The sequence below is a fragment of the Serratia rhizosphaerae genome (assembly GCF_009817885.1).
Taxonomy (GTDB): domain Bacteria; phylum Pseudomonadota; class Gammaproteobacteria; order Enterobacterales; family Enterobacteriaceae; genus Serratia_B; species Serratia_B rhizosphaerae.
Genome location: NZ_CP041764.1, coordinates 3,677,464 through 3,697,957 on the forward strand (window position 1 = coordinate 3,677,464; position 20,494 = coordinate 3,697,957).

17 protein-coding genes are annotated in these 20,494 nt (G+C 62.3%); 7 read left to right on the forward strand and 10 right to left on the reverse strand.

Translation table 11 applies throughout. The features are described from left to right. Nucleotides 1-40 precede the first annotated feature (40 nt). Nucleotides 41-961: a LysR family transcriptional regulator gene (locus tag FO014_RS17085; RefSeq protein ID WP_160030388.1), complete on the forward strand. Its 921-nt coding sequence runs from the start codon at nt 41-43 to the stop codon at nt 959-961. 1 nt (nt 962) lies between these two features. Here the strand turns inward: FO014_RS17085 and FO014_RS17090 are convergent, their stop codons facing one another. The 3 genes from FO014_RS17090 to FO014_RS17100 form a co-directional block, all read right to left on the reverse strand. Then, nucleotides 963-1,394 (reverse strand): FlxA-like family protein, encoded by a 432-nt coding sequence (locus tag FO014_RS17090; RefSeq protein WP_160030389.1) that lies wholly within the window; start codon nt 1,392-1,394, stop codon nt 963-965. Between the two features lie 57 nt (nt 1,395-1,451). After that, the gene (locus FO014_RS17095; protein ID WP_160030390.1) at nt 1,452-2,000 is read right to left on the reverse strand and encodes a nucleotidyltransferase family protein; all 549 of its coding nucleotides are present in this window, start codon (nt 1,998-2,000) and stop codon (nt 1,452-1,454) included. Between the two features lie 61 nt (nt 2,001-2,061). Next, complete coding sequence (locus FO014_RS17100) at nt 2,062-2,964, reverse strand: LysR family transcriptional regulator (RefSeq protein WP_160030391.1); 903 nt, start codon at nt 2,962-2,964, stop codon at nt 2,062-2,064. A gap of 401 nt (nt 2,965-3,365) precedes the next feature. On the opposite strand from FO014_RS17100, the gene budA reads away from it, so the two are divergent. Both budA and alsS read left to right on the forward strand, forming a co-directional pair. Next, nucleotides 3,366-4,145, forward strand: a complete 780-nt coding sequence (gene budA, locus FO014_RS17105; protein ID WP_160030392.1) for an acetolactate decarboxylase — start codon at nt 3,366-3,368, stop codon at nt 4,143-4,145. A 69-nt stretch (nt 4,146-4,214) separates the two neighbouring features. After that, complete coding sequence (alsS, locus tag FO014_RS17110; protein WP_105232042.1) at nt 4,215-5,900, forward strand: acetolactate synthase AlsS; 1,686 nt, start codon at nt 4,215-4,217, stop codon at nt 5,898-5,900. 131 nt (nt 5,901-6,031) lie between these two features. On the opposite strand, the gene FO014_RS17115 is transcribed toward alsS, so the two are convergent. Continuing rightward, nucleotides 6,032-8,326 carry a TonB-dependent siderophore receptor gene (locus FO014_RS17115; RefSeq protein WP_105232041.1) on the reverse strand — a complete coding sequence of 765 codons (2,295 nt, stop codon included), beginning with the start codon at nt 8,324-8,326 and terminating at the stop codon, nt 6,032-6,034. 313 nt (nt 8,327-8,639) lie between these two features. Between FO014_RS17115 and fes the strand changes: the two genes are divergently transcribed. The 3 genes from fes to FO014_RS17130 all read left to right on the forward strand — a co-directional run bounded on the left by fes (nt 8,640) and on the right by FO014_RS17130 (nt 14,171). Then, nucleotides 8,640-10,022 (forward strand): enterochelin esterase, encoded by a 1,383-nt coding sequence (gene fes, locus FO014_RS17120; protein WP_160030393.1) that lies wholly within the window; start codon nt 8,640-8,642, stop codon nt 10,020-10,022. Then, nucleotides 10,000-10,209: an MbtH family protein gene (locus tag FO014_RS17125; RefSeq protein ID WP_105232039.1), complete on the forward strand. Its 210-nt coding sequence runs from the start codon at nt 10,000-10,002 to the stop codon at nt 10,207-10,209. The genes fes and FO014_RS17125 overlap by 23 nt, the downstream gene beginning before the upstream one ends. A 65-nt stretch (nt 10,210-10,274) precedes the next feature. After that, on the forward strand, nt 10,275-14,171 hold the full coding sequence (locus FO014_RS17130; protein ID WP_201282949.1) for an enterobactin synthase subunit F: 3,897 nt from the start codon (nt 10,275-10,277) through the stop codon (nt 14,169-14,171). Between the two features lie 75 nt (nt 14,172-14,246). On the opposite strand, the gene FO014_RS17135 is transcribed toward FO014_RS17130, so the two are convergent. The 5 genes from FO014_RS17135 to fepD all read right to left on the reverse strand — a co-directional run bounded on the left by FO014_RS17135 (nt 14,247) and on the right by fepD (nt 18,133). Further along, nucleotides 14,247-14,441: a hypothetical protein gene (locus FO014_RS17135; RefSeq protein ID WP_160030395.1), complete on the reverse strand. Its 195-nt coding sequence runs from the start codon at nt 14,439-14,441 to the stop codon at nt 14,247-14,249. A gap of 72 nt (nt 14,442-14,513) precedes the next feature. After that, nucleotides 14,514-15,137, reverse strand: a complete 624-nt coding sequence (locus FO014_RS17140) for a hypothetical protein (RefSeq protein WP_160030396.1) — start codon at nt 15,135-15,137, stop codon at nt 14,514-14,516. A gap of 97 nt (nt 15,138-15,234) precedes the next feature. After that, on the reverse strand, nt 15,235-16,038 hold the full coding sequence (locus FO014_RS17145) for an ATP-binding cassette domain-containing protein (RefSeq protein WP_105232035.1): 804 nt from the start codon (nt 16,036-16,038) through the stop codon (nt 15,235-15,237). Continuing rightward, nucleotides 16,035-17,060, reverse strand: a complete 1,026-nt coding sequence (fepG, locus tag FO014_RS17150) for an iron-enterobactin ABC transporter permease (protein ID WP_111736682.1) — start codon at nt 17,058-17,060, stop codon at nt 16,035-16,037. The genes FO014_RS17145 and fepG overlap by 4 nt, the downstream gene beginning before the upstream one ends. Then, the gene (gene fepD, locus FO014_RS17155) at nt 17,060-18,133 is read right to left on the reverse strand and encodes a Fe(3+)-siderophore ABC transporter permease (protein WP_160030397.1); all 1,074 of its coding nucleotides are present in this window, start codon (nt 18,131-18,133) and stop codon (nt 17,060-17,062) included. The genes fepG and fepD overlap by 1 nt, the downstream gene beginning before the upstream one ends. Before the next feature lie 136 nt (nt 18,134-18,269). On the opposite strand from fepD, the gene entS reads away from it, so the two are divergent. After that, nucleotides 18,270-19,541, forward strand: a complete 1,272-nt coding sequence (gene entS / locus FO014_RS17160) for an enterobactin transporter EntS (RefSeq protein WP_160030398.1) — start codon at nt 18,270-18,272, stop codon at nt 19,539-19,541. Here entS and fepB read toward each other — a convergent pair. Continuing rightward, the gene (gene fepB / locus FO014_RS17165; RefSeq protein ID WP_160030399.1) at nt 19,528-20,478 is read right to left on the reverse strand and encodes a Fe2+-enterobactin ABC transporter substrate-binding protein; all 951 of its coding nucleotides are present in this window, start codon (nt 20,476-20,478) and stop codon (nt 19,528-19,530) included. The two genes, entS and fepB, sit on opposite strands and share 14 nt — an antisense overlap. Nucleotides 20,479-20,494 lie beyond the last annotated feature (16 nt).

Here is a 20,494-nt window from a genome sequence, read left to right on the forward strand (position 1 = left end):
AATAAAATTGATTTATTTAATTTATATATGAATAAAAATCATGAACTATTCCCTGAAGCAACTGCGCGTATTTGTCGCCATTGCGCGCCACGGCAGCTTTAGCCGCGCCGGCGAAGCGATAGGGCTGACGCAGTCGGCGGTCAGCCACAGCGTCAAAGAACTGGAAGCGGAAATCGGCGTGCGCCTGCTGGACCGCACCACCCGTGAAGTGTTGCTGACCGACGCAGGGCGTCGCTTGGCAAACCGCGTTGAACGTTTGCTGGATGAGCTGCAGGCGTCGCTGCTGGACGCGCGCAGTTTCGGCGTTCAGCGCAGCGGCACCGTGCGGGTGGCTTCCAGCCAGACCATTTCGGCACACCTGATGCCGCAGTGCATCGCCGCCGGCGAGCAGCAGTATCCGGACATCCGTATCCTGCTGCGCGACCAGGCGCAGCAGTGGGTGCTGAACAGTATCCGCAACGCCGAGGTGGATTTCGGCATCGTGGTCGATCCGGTGCAGGCGATCGACCTGGATTGCGAGCCGATCCTGCATGAGCCGTTTTTACTGCTGTGCCGGGACGATCACCCGTTTGCCGACCTGCCGCAGGTGCACTGGTCAGCGCTGAGCGGCAGCCGGCTGGTGCTGCAGGATTACGCTTCCGGCAGCCGGCAACTGATCGACAGCGCGCTGCGTCAGCAGGGCGTGGAAGCGGAAGTGGTGCAGGAGATCGGCCATCCGGCCACGCTGTTTCCGATGGTGGCCGCTGGCATCGGCATCAGCATCTTCCCGGCGCTGGCGTTGCCGCTGCCGCAGGGCGGCCAGCTGCGGGTGAAGCGGCTGCAGCCGGAGATCCACCGCGCCCTGATGCTGGTGCGGCGCAAGAACCGCTCACTGTCGCCGGCGGCGGAGGCGGTCTGGCAAGTCGTGCGGGAGCAGGCGGCGCTGTTGCAACAGCAGCGTCAACAACGGTCGGCCGGCTGACTCAGATATAGACGTCCAGCGCGTTGTACGGCGTAGGGCGGTTGACGCCGTCGGCCGTTTTCGCGTGTGCTAACTGCTGTTTTTCCATCTCTTCTTTGCGGATGCGCGCGATCTCCGCCTGCAGCATGGCGATACGCGCCTGGATCAGCTGTTTTTGTCGTTCGATCTGTTTGGCATCGCCGTCTGAGTCTTTCAGCTCCAGCAGCTGTTGCTGTAAATCCTGAATTTGCTGCTGCAGCGCCTTGATACGCGCCGGCGCACCGTGCTCGACGGGCTGGCTGCCATCGCTCTTCTTCGTTTTGCCGGCGTTGGGGTGGGTATCCAGCGGCGTGGTCATCAGCAGCTGGCCGGTTTTACCCGGCGCGCTGACCAGACGGCTGACCGCCGGCAGGGCCGGTTTAAGCGGGATGGACATGATGATGCTGTTTATCATGGCGCTGTTCCTGAGTCGGAGGTTTTCACTCTACTATCGGCAGGCGGCGCATAAACTTTAGACGGCGGACTGCCGTAGCTGCGGCCAGCGCAGCAGCCAGCCTTTATCGGCAATACGCTGCTGATAGGCGGCGAAATTGGCGCTTTTGGCGTTGAAGGTAATACTGTCGGCAAACAACGCCTGCAGACCAAAGGGCGCGACCAGCGTAATGCTGTCGTCGGCGTTGAGCCGTGCGCCGACCGCCGTTTCGATCTCTGTCCAGTAACTGATGGCGTCTTCGCTGCTGCGGTAGGGCGTGCGCCCGGCGCGCAGGTGCATCCGCGCCTGGTTTTTCACCGACCAGGGCTGCGGCAACCACGTCTGCAGGCGCATCTCCAGCATACGGTCGCGTTCGGGCTGCGTACGCAGTGGATCAAAGTGGATCACGTCGATATCGTTCAGCGGTGTCGGCTGCGTATAGCCGTGCCGCCGATCCCAGACGAGATTGCGCACAAAACCGGCGCCGAGGCACCAGTCGCCCAGCCCCAGACGGCGCGCGGCGCGCAGGGCGCTCATGCGCGCTTCATCTTGTTGTAACCACTCAATAATTTGCTGCTCTGGCTGCATAAGGTCTCCTTGGCTGCGGCTACTGTACCCTGAACCGGAGAAGGATGAAATGTGCGGTGTCTCAGGCCCAGCTGGGTGGCTGGCCGATATATTGCTGCAGCAGCGTGGTGAAAGCCGCCAGCCTGGCGGAAACCTTGGCTACCGGGCGCAGCAGATAAATCCCTTGCTCCTCGCCACGGGGGTCGTCCATCAGCGGCAACAGCGCGCCGCTTTGCACGTCCGGCCCTACCACCCAGTTGGGCAGGAAGGTGATGCCGATACCGCTGAGCGCCGCCAGCCGCTGGGCGGTGAAATCATCGCAGCGTAACGCCAGCTTGCAGCGGTTAAGCAGCGCGGCGTCAAGAATTTGCCCCCAGCAGGCCGGCTGCTGCTGATGTAAGCGCGCAATCAGCCGGTGCTGTGGCAGGTCGGCCAGCGTGCTCGGGCGTCCGTAGCGGGCGACATAGGCCGGGCTGGCGCACATCAGCCAGCGCTGGGTGGCGATGCGGCGGGCATACAGCGAGCTGTCTTTCTGCTCGCCGATACGCAGCGCGGCGTCGAGGGACTCCTGTTTGGGGTCGGCGGGGCGCTCGGTGAAATCCAGCTCCACCGCCAACTGCGGATAGCGCTGCGCCAGTTCCGGCAGCAGCGGCAACAGGTAGGTTTTGCCAAAGGTTGGCAGGCAACTGATGCGCAGCACGCCCTGCGGCACATCGCTGAGCGAGTGCAGTTCGGCGCGCAGGGTCAGCATATCGGCCTGCAGCGCTGCGGCGCGGCTCTGCAGCATTTTCCCGGCGTCGGTCAGCTGTAGGCCGCGGGTCGAGCGGATAAACAGCGTCACCGCCAGCTGTTGCTCCAGCGTATCGATATGGCGCACCAGCGAAGAAGGCACCATGCCCAGCTTGCGGGCTGCGGCGGAGAAGCTGCCCAGTTGGGCGACTTCCAGAAAAATCGGCAAATGTTCGGCATAACGGGTGTCGTTCATCTTTGCATTATATGCAAAAGCATTTCTTATGAATATAGGGTTCTCAACGCGGCGGCTTAATCTTACTATTTTTAAGGAGATGACGTGGGTTTCCGACATATCATCGTCGATAAATTAAGAGTAAATGTAAAAATATTACTGTTGTCATAACTTGTTACGTGGTTGTGGCGGATAGCTTCCGGCAACCCTTTTTTTGCTTCAACACCAGAAAACGTTTTTATCACGGCGGAATTAGAGAGATAAAAGGTTAGTAATGTTAATCATTTGTTTCTTCCAACGTGGTTTCGACCCCAGAGGTCGTTTTTTGTTGCCGCTAGCTGAATCGTTACAACGCGAAACGGGCTGGGCAGCATAGTTGAACGTGCGGACGCCGTATGTCCGCGCTGGTGGAGGAGTATTGCATGAACCAGAACCACGGGTGTACCTGTGCGCAGCATTTGGCGCAGGGTTTTGCCAGCCAGTCGGCGGCAACCGGTGAAGGGGAGATTTACCAGATTTCGCTGATGAGCGCGCTGATCGGCGGGGTGTACGAGGGAGACGTCACCATCGCCGAACTGCTGCGCCACGGCGATTTCGGCCTGGGAACCTTCAACCATCTTGACGGCGAACTGATCGCCTTTGACCAGGAAATTCATCAGCTGCGCGCCGACGGCAGCGCACGCCCGGCGCAGCAGGATCAAAAAACGCCGTTTGCCGTAGTGACCTTTTTCAAACCCAGCGTCACGCAGCATTTCGACCGTCCCATCACCAAAGCTCAACTGCATCAGTGCATCGACGAACAGGTGGCCTCGCCCAATCTGTTTTGCGCGCTGCGCGTCGATGGTGAGTTCAGTCATGTGGAAACCCGCACCGTACCGCGTCAGGAACGCCCCTACAAGCCGATGCTGGAGGCGATAGAAGCACAGCCGACCTTCGCCTTTACGCGGCGCCGTGGCACGCTGGTGGGCTTCCGCTCGCCGGATTATATGCAGGGCATCGGCGTCGCCGGTTATCACGAACATTTTGTCACCGACGACCGTAACGGCGGCGGCCACGTGCTGGATTATCAGCTGGAACAGGGGCGTCTGCAGTTTGGCGTCATCACGCGTCTCAACCTTCAATTGCCGCACGATGCGGATTTTCTGCGCACCAACCTCTGCCCGGAGGATTTGGACAGCGCCATTCGTTCTGCCGAAGGCTAAACAGGCCTGCGCCATGCGTGTCGTGGCGCAATAACGGCGGTCGATTTTTTTACTTTATGAGGTGGAACCATGAAACAGCTTAATACGGATGAAAACTGGCAGTGCGGCGCCGATTTGGTGGTGAAAAATCTGGAAGCGCAGGGGGTGAAGCACGTGTTCGGCATCCCCGGGGCAAAAATCGACCGGGTGTTTGATTCGCTGGAGGATGCGCCGTCGATTGAGACCGTGGTGGTGCGTCACGAGGCCAACGCCGCCTTTATGGCGGCGGCGGTCGGCCGCCTGACCGGTAAGGCCGGGGTGGCGCTGGTGACGTCCGGTCCCGGCAGCTCCAATCTGATTACCGGCCTGGCCACTGCCACCTCGGAAGGCGATGCGGTGGTGGCGCTGGGCGGGGCGGTGAAACGTGCCGATAACCTCAAGCAGACCCACCAGAGTATGGATACCGTCAGCATGTTCCGCCCAGTGACCAAATATTGCGCTGAAGTACACGCCGGTTCGGCGATTTCTGAGGTGATCGCCAATGCTTTCCGCAGCGCCGAGTTCGGCCGCCCGGGGGCGTCTTTTATCAGTCTGCCGATGGATATCGTCAATGAGCCGGTGAGCGCGCCGGTGCTGGCCGGCTGCCCCGCACCGCGCATGGGCGCCGCGGCCAGCGACGATATTCAGCGGGCGGCGGCGCTGATTCAGCAGGCCGCCTGCCCGGTGCTGCTGCTGGGGCTGCAGGCCAGTCGGCCGGAAAACAGCGAGGCGGTGCGTCAGCTGCTGTACCGTACGCAGATGCCGGTGGTCGGCACCTATCAGGCGGCCGGGGCGATTGACGTTAATCACTTTGCCCGCTTCGCCGGCCGCGTCGGCCTGTTCAATAACCAACCGGCGGATCAGCTGCTGCAAAAGGCCGATCTGGTGGTCAGCGTCGGCTACGGGCCGATTGAGTACGACCCGTGTATGTGGAACGGCGCGCGTCATCTGAAGCTGGTGCATATCGACGTGCAGCCGGCGGAGATCGACTGTTGTTACCGGCCGGACGTCGAACTGGTGGGCAATATCAGCGCCACCATTCAGGCGCTCGGCGACAGCCTGCCGGGGCGGCTGACCATACCGACGGAGGTGGAAACCATTCTGGCCGATCTGAGCCGCCAGCGCAGCGAGCTGGCCGAGCGCGCGGCGCGCCGCGGCGGCATGCCGATTCATCCGCTGCGCATCGTGAAGGAGCTGCAGGATATCGTCAGCGATGACGTGACGCTGTGCGTGGATATGGGCAGCTTCCATATCTGGATCGCCCGCTATCTGTACAGCTTCCGCGCGCGTCAGCTGCTGATTTCCAACGGCCAGCAAACCATGGGCGTGGCGCTGCCGTGGGCCATCGGTGCGGCGCTGGTGCGGCCGGGGGATAAGGTGGTGTCGATTTCCGGCGACGGCGGCTTTATGCAGTCGAGCATGGAGCTGGAAACCGCGGTGCGGCTGAAAACCAATATCGTGCACGTTATCTGGGTGGATAACGCCTATAACATGGTGGAAATGCAGGAAGTGAACAAGTACCAGCGCAAATCCGGCGTGTCATTCGGGCCGATTGATTTTAAAGCCTACGCCGAATCCTGCGGCGCGGTGGGCTTCGCCGTCCAGTCGGTGGACGAGCTGCGGCCGGTGCTGCGTAAGGCGATGGAGATTCAGGGGCCGGTGGTGGTGGCGATCCCGGTGGATTACGCCGATAACTACAAGCTGATGGCGCAGATGAATTTCAGTCAGATGATTTAAGCGGACTTCTTTACCTGATAGAAAGCGCGCCCAGGAGAGCGTTGATAATAAAAAAAAACCGGTCAGCATGCTGACCGGTTTTTTATGACAGAGCCGGGGGAGGATGTTTTCATCCCGGGCGCTACCCGCTATCAGAAGTGGGTGTTGATGCTCATATAGAAGGTGCGGCCCGGTTCGTTGTAGGTAGCCGCCCCGGCGCCGGCGATATTGACCGCGCCGGTGGTCGGGTTGCCGACGTTCTGCGCGTTGCCGGCGCGGAACTGGCGTTTGTCGAACAGGTTGTCGACCCCGGCGGTCATGCTGACGTTTTTGCTGACGTCGTAGGTGGCGCTGAGACCGACGATGGCGTACGGGCTGACTTCACGTCTTTCGCTGCCGCTGGTGGCTTCCCCTTTGTAGTTGTACTTCTTCGGTTTCTGACGGCCGTACCAGGTCAGGGTGCTCTGCATCGACAGGTCCTGCGTCGCCTGCCAGCTCAGGGTGGAGTTGAGCGTGAACTTGGGAATAACCGACAGGTAATCGTCGGTGGTCTTATTCTTGTTCTCGATCATATAGGTCAGGTTGTTGGTCCAGGAGACCGTTTCGCTGACCGGCACGTTCAGCGACCCTTCCAGACCCTGCACCACCGCCTTAGGCACGTTCTCCCAGCGGTAGATGTCGGTTTTACCGTTGCTGGTCTGGCTGACAGGCGTGTAGCCGGCTTCGATCTTGTTGCGGTAGTCGTTGCGGAAGTAAGTGACGCCGGCCAGCCAGCCGTCGTTGTGGAACTCCAGCCCGATTTCTTTGTTCACGCTGGTTTCTGCCTTCAGATCGTCGTTGCCCATCAGGTAGCAGCCGACGCCGCTGGAGCTGTTGGCGCAGCCCTGGCCTTTGCTGTACAGGATATAGTTCGGGTTGGTCTGGAACAGGTTCGGCGCTTTATAGGCGCGGGCGATGCCCATCTTCAGGGTGAAGTATTCACCCAGCTCCTGCGACAGATTCAGCGACGGGCTCCAGTTATCGCCGGACACCGAGTGGTGATCGTAGCGCATGCCCGGCGTCAGCATGGTGGTGTCGGTGAGCTCAATATTATCTTCGGCAAACAGCGAGAAAATACGCGCGGATGAGTAGGGGCTGCGATCCGAACTGGAGAGACCGTCGATATCGCCGCCCTGCAGCGCCTGGCTGACGATTGAACTGCTCTTCATCTTCTGCTGGTTCCATTCGGCGCCCAGCGTGGCGGTTTGCGGCACCCACATCTCGAACGGCACGCTGACTTCGCTGTGCAGCAGGATATCGTCCAGATCGGTGTCGTTAAAGCCGGCGTCTTTCTCGTTGAAAATCCCTTCGGTGCCGCCGGCCAGCCCTTCGTTCATCCGCGAGTTGCGGGTGTTTTCGTATTGCACATAGTTATTGGTGCTGACGCCGTTGTCCCAGGCGCCCTGATAACGTAAGGCGTAGGTTTCGCGGTACATACGGTTGGTCTCTTTACCGTACATATCCTTCACCAGGTCATTGCTGTTGGTGTTCTGGGTATCGCCGGCGTACAGGTTGCCCTGACGGCCGTAGCCATATTCGAACTCCAGCGATTGCAGATGGGCGAAATCCCAGTGCAGCAGGCCGTTGATGTTTTTGTCGATCACCCCTTCGCGACCGGCCGGCAGGCTGTCGGCATAGGCGCCGTAGCGGTCGGACTGATGACCCTGGTTGATATATTGGGAATCAGCCTGGGTTTTGCTGTAGCCGCCAAACAGGCGGAAGCTCAGGGTATCGGTTAACGGCCCGGCCAGGCTGAAGTCGGTGCGTTTGGTGGCGCCTTCCTCTTTATGCTGCGGAATGTTGTAGTAGGCATTCAGCGAGCCGTGCAGTTCTTTGGTCTGTTTCTTGGTGATGATATTGACCACGCCGCCGGCGGCGCCGCTGCCGTAGCGGGCGGCGGCCGGGCCGCGCAGCACTTCGATGCGCTCAATCATTTCCGGCGGCACCCAGGCGGTGTCGCCGCGGGTATCGCGCTCGCCGCGCCAGCCCTGACGCACCGAGTTGCGGCTGCTGGCTGGCATACCGTCGATCAGAACCAGCGTGTTTTCCGGCCCCATGCCGCGGATATCCAGCTGGCGGTTGTTGCCGCGCTGGCCGCTGGTGGAGTTGCCGGTCAGGTTGACGCCGGGCATGGTGCGGATCAGTTCGCTGATATCGCGCGCCGGCGGGCGCTTTTTGATTTCGTCGGCGGTGATGGTGGAGACGCCGGGCGCCTGCAGGTTCTGCTTGGCGGCGGTCACCAGGATGGTGTCTTCGGCCGGTTTTGCTGGTTTTTTATCGTCAGCGGCGGCGGTGTTTTCCGCGTTTGAGGGGGTATCCGTTTGCTGTGCGGCGTGTGCCAAAGTGGACGCGCCTAAACCCAGGCCGATAAAGGTAGCCAGAGAATAACGAGAAAGTGTGCGATTCATTGTGATTTCCTGCCGTTTTGCCATCCCTGCGGCGTAGCTCATGCCGGCAGGGCAGCCGGTTGTCGTTTTTTATGTCGTCAATGATTCATGGATAGAATAAGCCGGAGACGCGCTCGGCATTCGACCCGTTACTAATAATCGGCATCCGTCCCCGATGAAGAATACCGACCCTGTTTGTGGGCCCGTACACACTATTGCAAATGAAAATAATTATCAATAGTATTCGATTTGCCGTGTCTATATATGCGGTAGGGCAGCCGGATATTTTCCGTGCGCACAGCGTGTTATGCCAACTACCAGGTGAGTGGGTGTTTTGAAAACTGAACAACAGCCAACAAGCAGTACGTTATTAACAAGCAAGCACGTCGGGAGCCATGGCTGGTGGCTGGAGATTGCCCGGCGCGGCACGCCGTTGGTGGAACCGACCGACAACGGCCGCTGGAAGGTGACCTTCCTCTGGCGCGATCCGCAGGGGTGCGAACTGACGTCCGCCTATAAGCGCGTCTGGATCAACATTAATTGCCTGACCGACCACCATCAGCCGAATCCGCCGCAGAGTCTGCAGCGTCTGAGCGGCAGCGATGTGTGGTACTGGCAAACTGAACTGAACGCCGACTGGCGCGGCAGTTACTGCTTTATTCCCAGCATGGACGACCGTCCGCTGCGCGTCGACGGGGCCGATGCCCACGCCAATATGCATGCGCGGCGCCATTGGTGGCATCAGGTGTTCGCCAGCGCGACGCACGATCTGTTGAACCCTTACCGCTCCTGGCCGGCCGCCGGCGGTAATATTGTCTCCGGGCTGCATATGCCGGAAGCGCCGCCGCAGCCTGCCTGGCATGATTTTGACAACTATGAGGTTGCCAGCGGCCGCTGCATTCCGCCGGCGCCGGCGCGTCTGCAGCAGCATACCTGGCACAGCGAGCGGCTCGGCAACAGCCGCAAAGTGTGGGTGTACACCACCGGCGACGGCGATCCGACGCAGCGACCGCTGGCGATTCTGCTCGACGGCCAGTTCTGGGCACAGCAGATGCCGGTGTGGGATCCGCTGATGCAGATGACCCGTGCAGGCCAGTTGCCGGCAGCGATGTATGTGCTGATCGATATTATCGATTTGAAACATCGCGCCCAGGAGCTGAGCTGTAACCCCGATTTCTGGCTGGCGCTGCAGGAAGAGCTGCTGCCGCAGTTGGCGGAGTGGGCGCCGCACAGCGCCGAGGCTGCGCGCACCGTGGTGGCCGGGCAAAGTTTTGGCGGCCTCTCCGCGTTGTATGCCGGGTTGAACTGGCCGCAGCGTTTCGGCGCGGTAATCGCCCAGTCCGGTTCTTACTGGTGGCCGCGGCGCGATATGCTGCAACTGCCGACCCCGCCAGAGGACGCCTGCTGGCTGCAGCGTCAGGTAGAGCAGGGATTGGGCAGCCACGGCGCGCTAAAGGTGTTTATGGAAGCCGGCATGCATGAGCCGTTGGTGCATCGGGTCAGCGGCCAGATGGCGACGCTGCTCAGCCAGCGCGGACATCGGGTGCACTATCGGGCGGTCGAAGGCGGCCATGATGCGTTGTGCTGGCGCGGCGGCCTGCTGGATGGCCTGCAGGCGCTGTGGCAGCCTGATTTTGTCACCGCCCACCAAACCACGCCGGTTGCCGATCCCCGTCTGATTCAAGGAGCCCGCGATGGACATGCCGAACCCGTTTGACGACCCGCAGCAGCGCTGCCTGATTCTGTGCAACGGGCAGCAGCAGTACAGCCTGTGGCCTGACTTCAGTCCGGCACCGGACGGCTGGCGTACGGTGTTCGGCCCGGCAGAACGCGCCGAATGCGTCGGCTGGCTGGAAACGCACTGGCGGGACATGCGGCCCGCCGCGCAGCGTGAGCAACAATGATGACTGGAGCAAGTACGGTGTCAGAAAATTCTAATTTAGCGGCGGATTATCAGGCATGCCCGGAGATGCCGCTGGTTGCGGCGCAGCCCGGCATCTGGGTCGCCGATCAAATTTCGCCGCACGGCAATGCCTATGCGGTGGCGCATTATATTGAACTGAATGGCGCGTTGGACAAAGAGTGCCTGCTGCGCGCCATCGGCCTGGGATTGTCCGAGGCCGATACCCTGCGCCTGCGCTTTGAAGAGCGCGACGGCGTGCCGCTGCAGTGGCTGGATGCAGAGTGTGCCATCCACGCGGCGGAATATCTCGATTTTACCGACTCGGCGGACGCCGAAGCCGCGGCGACGGCGCTGATGGACATCGATCTCGACGGCGAGCTGCGTGTCAGCAGCGGAAACCCGCTGTACCGCAACGTGCTGATGCGCGTGGCGGACGATCGTTGGTTCTGGTATCAGCGCTATCACCATATGCTGGTCGATGGCTTCAGCTTTACCGCCATTACCCGTCGTGTCGCCCACATTTACAGCCGGCTGCGCCGCGGCGAAACGCCGGATCCGACGCCGTTCAGCGCATTTAGCGACGTAGTGGCCGAATATCAGGCGTATCAACAGTCCGCCGGCTGGCAGCGGGATGCCGGTTATTGGCGCGACAAGGCAGCCCAGCTGCCGCCGCCGGCGACCCTCAGCCCGCAGCCGCTGGCCGGGCAGGCGCCGACCACGCGCATTCATCGCCTGAGCCAGCACTGTTCGGCGGCCGATTTCGCGCCGCTGGCGGCGCTTGGCCGCCAGCATCAGCTCAACGCCGCCGATATGACGATCGCGCTGCTGGCGCTGTGGGTGTCGCGCCTGAGCGGCCAGCCGCACTTCAGCGCCGGCTTTATCTTTATGCGCCGTACCGGCTCCGCCGCGCTGTGCGCCACCGGGCCGGTGATTAACGTCTTGCCGATGGAGATGCAGGTAGATCCGCAGGCGACGTTGGCGGAGGTGGCGCTCACGCTCAGCCGTGAGCTGAAGAAGGTGCGCCGCCATCAGCGTTATGATGCCGAGCAGGTGCAGCGCGATCTGGGACGCATTGGCGATGCCGAGCCGCTGTACGGCACGGTATTCAATTTTAAAATGTTTGATTACCAGCTGGATTTTGACGGTATTGCCGGCATTACCCACGATCTGGCCTCCGGGCCGGTGCGCGATCTGGAAATTGCGCTGTTTATCGGCGACGACGGCCAGCTGAAGGTAGAACTGCTGGCCAATGCCGAGCGTTATCAGCGCGATGAACTGGCGGCTCATCTGCAGCGTTTGCCGCTGCTGCTGAGCCAGTTTACCGCCCGGCCGCAGCTGCCGGTGGGGGAAGCCGATATGCTGACCGCCGCTGACCATGCGCTGTTGGAGCAGGTGAATGATACTGCCCACCCGGTGGCGCCGCAGACGCTGAGCGGCCTGCTGGCGCAGCAGGCGCAGCGCACGCCGGACGCGCCGGCGCTGTCCGATGCGCATTTCCGCTTTACCTACCGCGAGACCCGCGAACAGGTGAGCGCGCTGGCGCGCCAGCTGACCGTACAGGGCGTGCGGCCGGGCGATATCGTTGCCGTGGCGCTGCCGCGTTCGGTATTCCTGTCGCTGGCGCTGATGGCGATTGTTGAAGCCGGCGCCGCCTATCTGCCGCTGGATACCGGTTATCCCGATGAGCGTCTGGCGATGATGCTGGAAGACGCCACACCGCGGCTGATTATCACTGAACCGTCGCAGCAGGCGCGTTTTGCCGGACAGAGCGATATCCTGCTGTTCGATGCGCCGCTGGCCGCCGACCATGCCGCGCAGGTCGAGGTGACGGGGCCGACGCCGCACCATCCGGCCTATATTATTTTCACTTCCGGCTCCACCGGCCGGCCGAAAGGGGTACTGGTCGGCCATCAGGCGATCGTTAACCGCCTGCTGTGGATGCAGGACCACTATCCGCTGAATGCGCAAGACGTGGTGCTGCAGAAAACGCCGTGCAGTTTCGACGTGTCGGTCTGGGAGTTCTTCTGGCCGCTGATCGTCGGCGCGCAGCTGGTGATGGCTCTGCCGGAAGCGCACCGTGACCCGCAGCAGCTGCAGCAGCTGATCGCCCGCCACCGCGTGACCACCATGCACTTTGTGCCGTCGATGCTGGCGGCGTTTGTCAGCGCGCTGGAAGGGCCGGAAGCGGTTGAACAGTGCGCCAGCCTGCGCCGGGTGTTCTGCAGCGGCGAAGCGCTGCCGGCCGAGCTGTGCCGTCAGTGGCAGAGCCGCACCGCGGTGCCGCTGCACAACCTGTATGGCCCGACGGAGGCCGCGGTGGACGTGACCTGGCATCCGGCCTGGGGCGAAGCGCTGGCGGCGGTGACCGGCGCCAACGTACCGATTGGCCTGCCGGTGTGGAATACCGGGCTGCGTATTCTTGATGCGCGTCTGCGCCCGGTGCCGCCGGGCGTTGCCGGGGATCTGTACCTGACCGGGGTGCAGCTGGCGCACGGCTATCTGGGGCGGCCGGAGCTGACCGCCAGCCGTTTTGTTGCCGATCCGTTCGGCGACGGCGGGCGGATGTACCGCACCGGCGACGTGGCGCGCTGGCTGCCCGACGGGGCGGTGGAATATCTGGGGCGCAGCGACGATCAGCTGAAGATCCGCGGGCAGCGCATCGAACTGAGCGAGATCGATCACGCGCTGCTGTCGCTGCCGGGCGTGCAGCAGGCGGTGACCCATGCGCTGGTGCTGACCGGTACGCCGACGGACGCCGGTGGCGACGCGCGCCAGCTGGTGGGCTATCTGGTGCCGCAGGCGGGGGTGACGCTGGATCTGACGGCGCTGCGCGCTGCGCTGGCCGACCGCCTGCCGCCGCATATGGTGCCGGTCGCGCTGGTGGAGATGGCGGAGCTGCCACTCAGCGCCAACGGCAAACTGGATCGTAAAGCCCTGCCGCAGCCGCAAAGCGGCACGCGCAGCGCCGGCCGTGAACCGCTGCCCGGGCTGGAAAGCGAGATCGCCGCGGTGTTCGCCCGTCTGCTGCAGCGTGAGCAGGTGTTTGCCGACGACGACTTCTTCGCCTTGGGCGGTCATTCGCTGCTGGCGATGCGTCTGGCGGCGGAACTGCGCCGCGATCTGGATAAGGCAGTTTCAGTCGGACAGGTGATGGTGGCGTCGAAGGTGGAACAGCTGGCGGCGCTGCTGGCGGAGGAGCGTACGCAGGAAGAGGCCGACCGCTGCGGCTTCGACAGCGTGCTGCCGCTGCGCACTACCGACGGCCCGACGCTGTTCTGCCTGCATCCGGCCTCCGGTTTCTCCTGGCAGTTCAGCGTATTGCCGCGCTATATCGATCAGCACTGGTCGCTGGTGGGCATTCAGTCGCCGCGGCCTGACGGCCCGCTGGCGCTGAGCGAAGATATGGATCAGGTATGCGAGGCGCATCTGGCGACGGTATTGTCGGTACAGCCGCACGGCCCGTACCACTTCATCGGTTATTCGCTGGGCGGCACGCTGGCGCAGGGCATTGCCGCCCGGCTGCAGGCGCGCGGTGAAGAGGTGGCGTTCCTCGGACTGTTGGATACCTATCCGCCGGAAACGCAGAACTGGGACGTGATGCTGGACGATAACGTGCTGAAAGAAGTGCAGCGCGAGCGCGAACAGTTCCTGGCGGTGTCGGAAGATACGCTGGACCCGGCGCTGGGTGAGACCCGCACGGCGATGTTCGACAATATTGAAGCCAATTACGCCGACTCGGTACGCTTGCTGTCCCGTACCCATACCGCCAACTTCCGTGGTCAGGCGACGCTGTTTGTCGCCAAACGCACGCTGCAGGAAGGGATGGACGTGCAGCAGACCTGGGCGGAATATGTTGATGCGTTGCAGGTACACGAGCTGGACTGCGCGCATGTGGACATCGTATCGCCGGCGTCGTTCAAGGTGCTGGGGCCGCTGCTGAACCGTATCTTGCGTACGCTGTAGGCGGGCAGGGCGCGTTGCGCCCGATGATGAGGCATTAGAAAGGCGCGTAAGCGCCTTTTTTATCGTTAATCGGTGTCAGTCTGATGGGGAATCGGCATGCACATGCCGATGCAGCATGGGATTATCTGCAGCCGTAGTGCCGGAAGGCGGGCCGGACGCTTCAATAACCGGGTTATTGGATGGCAGGTCCTGTTCTGACTGAACCGAGCGGACCAGGCGGTTGAGCGCCAGGGCCCGGCGCTCGGCGATCGGACGTTTAGTGTTGAGCATCTGCATTTCCCTCGCTTGTCTGCTGTCTGAAAATTGGACAAATTTTACCATGAGTTTGCTGCGAACCCAACGTCAGCGCGCGTAGTTTTCAATATAGGCTTCCAGTGCGCTAAAACGCGTAACGCAGTCCATACTGCCGGGAATCTGCCGGAAGTCGGCATGGGATAAGTAGTAGCGAAGCGTATGCGGATTAATCGCCTGGCGGATGGTTATGCGCAGCGTTTTTTCATCACAGCCGCAGCGTGCTATCAGCCCGAGCGCATAGAAATATAAGGTATACAACACGTACTTAAACATTTTGCCGTGGAGCGGGTGCCGTGCGTTATCCGTCACAAAGTTTTCAAGGGCAGTGACTTCGAGAGTATTGAAGTGAACATCGTAGATACACAGGCAAATGCCGGCAGGCTGCGTAGGGTCCGTTTGTAGTTTGAAGGCAAAATCAAAGCCTTCCTGGTGGCGGTAACGCATGGTGCGGTCGTCAAAGCGTGATACTAAATGGCGCCAGTTGAGTCTGAGCCGATGCATATTGTGGTGTAGCCAGCTTTCATCGGCGCGTTGAACAGCCGTGATGGTCAACCCGCCGGCAATTAACACCGTATTCATATCGGCCAGAGCCTGACGAATGATTTCTTTATGCGTTGTTGCAGAAAGCGGCCTCTGCCGGGGCGGGCATTGGCCGTTGACGATATCTTCCATGATTTAATGCCTTTGATCCGTGGTTCCCGGTAGGTTAACGACGGGGCTGGGGGACGGCAAACGGCGATGTTTAAATCAGGAAGGCCGATCGCAAAGTTCAGGGTTTACCCAGCGGCACCACCAGCGGCGTATGCGATACCGGATCGTCAATGATCATGCACTTCAGGCCGTACACCTCTTCGATCAGCTGCGGCGTGACGATATCTTTCGGCGCGCCTTCGGCGATCACCTTTCCGCCGCGCATGGCAATCAGATGGGTGGCGTAGCGGCAGGCATGGTTCAGATCGTGCAGCACCACCACTAACGTATGGCCGCGCTCGCGGTTCAGCTGGCGCATCAACTCCAGCAGTTCGATCTGGTGGGTGATATCCAGCCAGGTGGTCGGTTCGTCCAACAAGAGCAGCGGCGTTTGCTGCGCCAGCACCATGGCGATCCATACGCGCTGGCGCTGACCGCCGGAGAGCGTGTCGACCGCCTGTTCCGCCAGATCTGCCACGCCGGTGGCGCGCATCGCTTCTTCTACCGCCTGCTGATCCTCCTCCCGCCAGCGGCTGAACAGGCGCTGATGAGGATAGCGGCCACGGGCCACCAGATCGAACACGGTAATATCGCCGGGGGCGATCGACGTTTGCGGCAGCAGCCCGAGCTGGCGCGCCACCTCTTTGGTGGCGTAGTCGCGGATGGGTTTGTCATTCAGCCACACCTGGCCCTGCTGCGGCTGCATCAGGCGGCTGAGGGTACGCAACAGCGTCGACTTGCCGCAGGCGTTGGGGCCGATAATGACCGTCAGCTCGCCGTGCGGAATGGCGACGGACAGGTCGCTCGCCACGATTTTCTTGTCATAGCCCAGCGTCAGGTTTTCGGCGCGCAGCGGCGCGGACAGCGGCGTTACAGTATTCATTTTCTACGTGACTCACGGATTAATAGCCAAATCAGGTAAATACCGCCCAGGCAGACGGTCAGCACGCCGACCGGCAATTGATACGGTATAAACAGCCGCTGGGCGGCGACGTCGGCCGCCAGCAGCAGCAGGGCGCCGGTCAGCGCGGTCAGCAGCAGCACGTGGCGGTTGGCGCACAGGCGGCGGGCGATCTGCGGCGCCACCAGCGCGATAAAGGAGATCGGCCCGGCGACAGCGGTAGCCGCGGCGGTCAGCACCACGCCGAGCAGCAACAGCAGAACGCGCGATCGATCGACCGAAACGCCGAGCGCGCAGGCGGCGTCGTCGCCCATCTCCAGCAGACGCATGCGGCGCGACAGGCCGCACAACAGCAGCGTCGACAGCGCGATTGCCAGCAGCGCCGGCTGGCTTTTCGCCCAGGTGATGCCGTTCAGTGAACCGGCGCTCCACAGGCCGGCGGTCATCGATGCCTCCAGCGACGCGCTGACGATCATCCAGGTATTGGCGCCCATCAGCAGCGCGCGTACCGCGATGCCGACGATAATCAGGCGAAAGGCGTCAACGCCGTTACGCCAGGCCAGCAGGTAGACCAGCAGCGCGGTCAGCAGGCCGCCGGCCAGCGCGCCGCTGGTGATGCCGAGGATACTGCTGTTAAACAGCACCACGGCCACCAGTACACCGCTGTAGGCACCGGTATTGAAACCGATAACGTCGGGGCTGCCCAGCGGGTTGCGCAGCAGCGATTGGAATATCGCGCCGCTGATGCCGAGCGCCGCGCCCAGCAGCAGCGCCATCACCACGCGCGGCAGACGCCACTGGGTGACGATTACCGCCAGATTGGCGGGGCCTTCGCCGCGCAGGGCGTCAATCACCTGCGCAGCGCTCAAAGACAGCGTGCCGGCGCCGAGGGCGTAGACGGCCAGCGCCGCGCAGGCGGCGGTGAGCAGCAGCACGGTCAGGGTGGCGCGCGACAGGCGGGCGGCGCGTTGCGGCGCGGACAACATGGCGGTATGGCTGGCCATCAGCGACTCCTCCTGAACATATGACGCTGACGCACCAGCGCAATCAGCACCGGTGCGCCAATCAGCGCGGTGACGATGGAGACGCGCAGCTCGCCCGGCACCAGGAAACGGCCGACTAAATCGGCGCTGAGCAGCAGGATCGGCGTCAGCACCAGCGTCCAGGGTAAAATCCAGTGCAGTTCGGAGCCGGCCAGACGGCGGGCGATATGCGGCATCATCAGGCCGACGAAGGCGATTGGGCCGACGGCGGCGGTGGCGCCGCCGCACAGCAGGGTGATTGCCAGCAGGCCGAGCAGCTGCGTACGTACGATGCCGGTACCCAGCGCGGTGGCCAGATCGCTGCCCATGCTCAGGCTGTTGAGGGCTTTGGTCAGCCACAGGGCGATCAGCGTACCGAGGAGAATCGGCAGCGCGACGGTGCGCACCACCTGCATATTTTGGATATCCAGCGAGCCGGCCTGCCAGAAGCGCAGCTGGTCGAACACCTGCGGATTAAGCAGAGAAATCCCGGTGGTCATGCCGTCCAGCACCGCGCCCAGCGCCACGCCCGCCAGCGTCAGGCGCACCGGATTCAGCGTGCTGCGCCCGAGTGCGCCTACCAGCGCCACCAGCAGCGAGGCGCAGAGCGCACCGGCAAAAGCGAACCACAGATATTGGCCGATGTCGGTGGCGCCGAACAGCGACATGCCCAGCACCACGGCGAAACCGGCGCCGGCGTTGACGCCGAGAATGCCCGGGTCTGCCAGCGGGTTGCGCGACAAGGTCTGCATCAGGGCGCCGGCCAGACCGAGCGCGATGCCGGCCAGCACGCCGATCAGCGTACGCGGCAGGCGGGCGTCGGTGATGATCACGCAGTCAACGCCGCTGCACTGGCCGTTTAATGCCTGCAGAACGGTGGAGAAGGGGATGGATTGGGCGCCCAGCGCCAGGCTGAGCGCCATCATCAGCAGCAGTATCAGTACGGCGAACAGCAGCGCGTAGAGCCGGCGGCGAAAGGTGCGCGTAGTACCTAAAAACAGAGTTTCCTGGGGCGCTGAAGCAGCGTGCGAGCAATTGTGTGTAAGCCGGAACATAACAGCCCATTATTCAATTGAATATTAATGATATTTATTATCATTATTGATTGTATTCATCTATGGTAGCATGAGTCGCTGCCCCATTGCAGTAGCAAGCGTGCAATTCCTTTATAAAGCTGTGGTGATAAAACACATGAGTAAGCCCTCGATTTTGCTTGATTTTGGTTTGTTAAAGACCAATCAGGCGTTCCGCGCCGTTTTCTGCGCGCGCTTTATCTCTATTCTGGCGCTGGGATTGATGGCGATTGCCATTCCGGTGCAGATCCAGGCGCTGACCGATTCGACGCTGCTGGTTGGTCTGGCGGTGACGCTGGCCGGCGGCGGCATGTTTGCCGGTCTGCTGATGGGCGGCGTCCTGGCCGACCGCTATGAGCGCCGTCGCCTGATCCTGTTTGCCCGCTCCACCTGCGGCGTCGGCTTTGTCGGCATGTGCCTCAATGCGGCGCTGCCGGAGCCGTCGCTGACGGCGATTTACCTGCTGGCGGTGTGGGACGGCTTCTTCGGTGCGGTGGGCGTCACGGCGCTGCTGGCGGCGACGCCGGCGCTGGTCGGCCGTGAAAATATCGTACAGGCCGGCGCCATCAGCATGCTGACGGTTCGCTTTGGTTCGATTCTCTCACCGGCGGCGGGCGGTCTGCTGATCGCCCACGCGGGAGTGGCCTGGAACTACGGGCTGGCGGCGCTTGGCACGCTGCTGACGCTGGTTCCGTTGCTGCGTCTGCCGCAGCTGCCGCCGCCGGAGCAGCCGCGCGAACACCCGCTGAAGGCGCTGGCCGGCGGTTTCTCCTTCCTGTTCCAGAATAAAGTGATTGGCATGGTGGCGCTGATCGGCGCGCTGCTGACCATGGCCAGCGCGGTGCGCATCCTGTATCCGGCGCTGGCCGGCAGTTGGGGCGTTGACGCTTCGCAACTGGGCTTTATGTATGCCGCCGTGCCGCTGGGCGCCGCCCTCGGCGCCTTCACCAGCGGCCGGGTGGCGCAGGTGGCGCGGCCGGGCTGGATGATGCTGCTGACCGCCATCGCTGCCTTTATCGCCGTCGGCCTGTTTGGCCTGATGCCGTGGTACGGCCTGGCGCTGGCGTGTCTGGTGGCCTTTGGCTATCTGAGCGCGCTGAATTCCCTGCTGCAGTACGGGCTGATTCAGAACCTGACGCCGGATGCGTTCCTTGGCCGCGTCAACGGCCTGTGGACCGCGCAGAACGTGGTGGGCGACGCGCTGGGCGCGCTGCTGCTGGGGGCGATGGGGGCGTTTATGCTGCCGGCCATGACCTCGACCGGCTTCGGCTTCGGTGCGGCGCTGCTGGGCGTGGTGCTGCTGTTGGTGATGGGCAGTTTGCGGCGGGTAACGCGCAGCGAACCGGAGGCGACCCTCCAGCCCGCTGTGGCGCAGACTAGCGGGAAGTAAAGCGTTTTTCCAACAGCGTCAGCAGGTTGCTGGCGCTGTAGTAGTCCAGACGGAAGGTTTCGTTGCCGAGCGCATAGACCTGTTTATTTTGCACCGCCGGCAGCTGCGCCAGAAATTTATTATTCACCAGACGCTGTACGTCATTCTCGTCATTGGCGAACAGCAGCAGCGTCTGGCCATTCAGCCCCGCCGCCAGACTCTCTCCCGACAGTTGAACAATATCTTCACGCGAGCCTTGGCTGGTGCTGGTGTGCAGGTTGGCCGGCGGCTGCGCCAGGGTGAACCCCAGCTGCTGCAGCATTTTCCCCTGTGAGGATTCGCCGGTCCACAGGTTGGCGGCTTTGCCGTCCTGACGGAAAACCAGGGCGGAGACCGGCTGCGGCGGCAGCGTGATGTGCTGCTTCAGCGCCTGTTCGCGGGCGGCGAAGTCGGCGGTCAGTTTCTCGGCCTGGGCGTCGCGCCCGGTGGCATAACCCAGCTCTTTCGCCAGCTCCTGCCAGCTTTTATCGTCATAGTTGACCACCAGCACCGGCGCGATGACGGACAGCTGGTCATACAGCTGCAGCGCGGAGTCGCCGCCGGTGGCGGAAATCACAATCAGGTCCGGCGCTTCGCCGGCAATGCTTTCGGCATTGGGCTCGCCGACATACAGACGTTTCACGCCGCGCTGTGTGGCGATCTTTCCCCACTGCAGGAAGAAGCCTTGCTTATCGGTAAAGCGCCCGTTGGGGTTGGTGGCGCCGCTGGCGATCACCGGGGCGTCAATCGCCAGCAGGGTGCCGGTCAGGGTCACGCTGGTGGAAACGATGCGCGTCGGGGGCTGCTTGAGGGTGACGGGGCCGTGGGAGGTTTCAATCGTGCGGGGCCACTGTGGGGAAGCCGCCTGTGCTGCTGAGATGGCCAATAACGCCAGCCCCAAAAGCAGGATCTTCTTCATCCGGGTAATCCTTGTT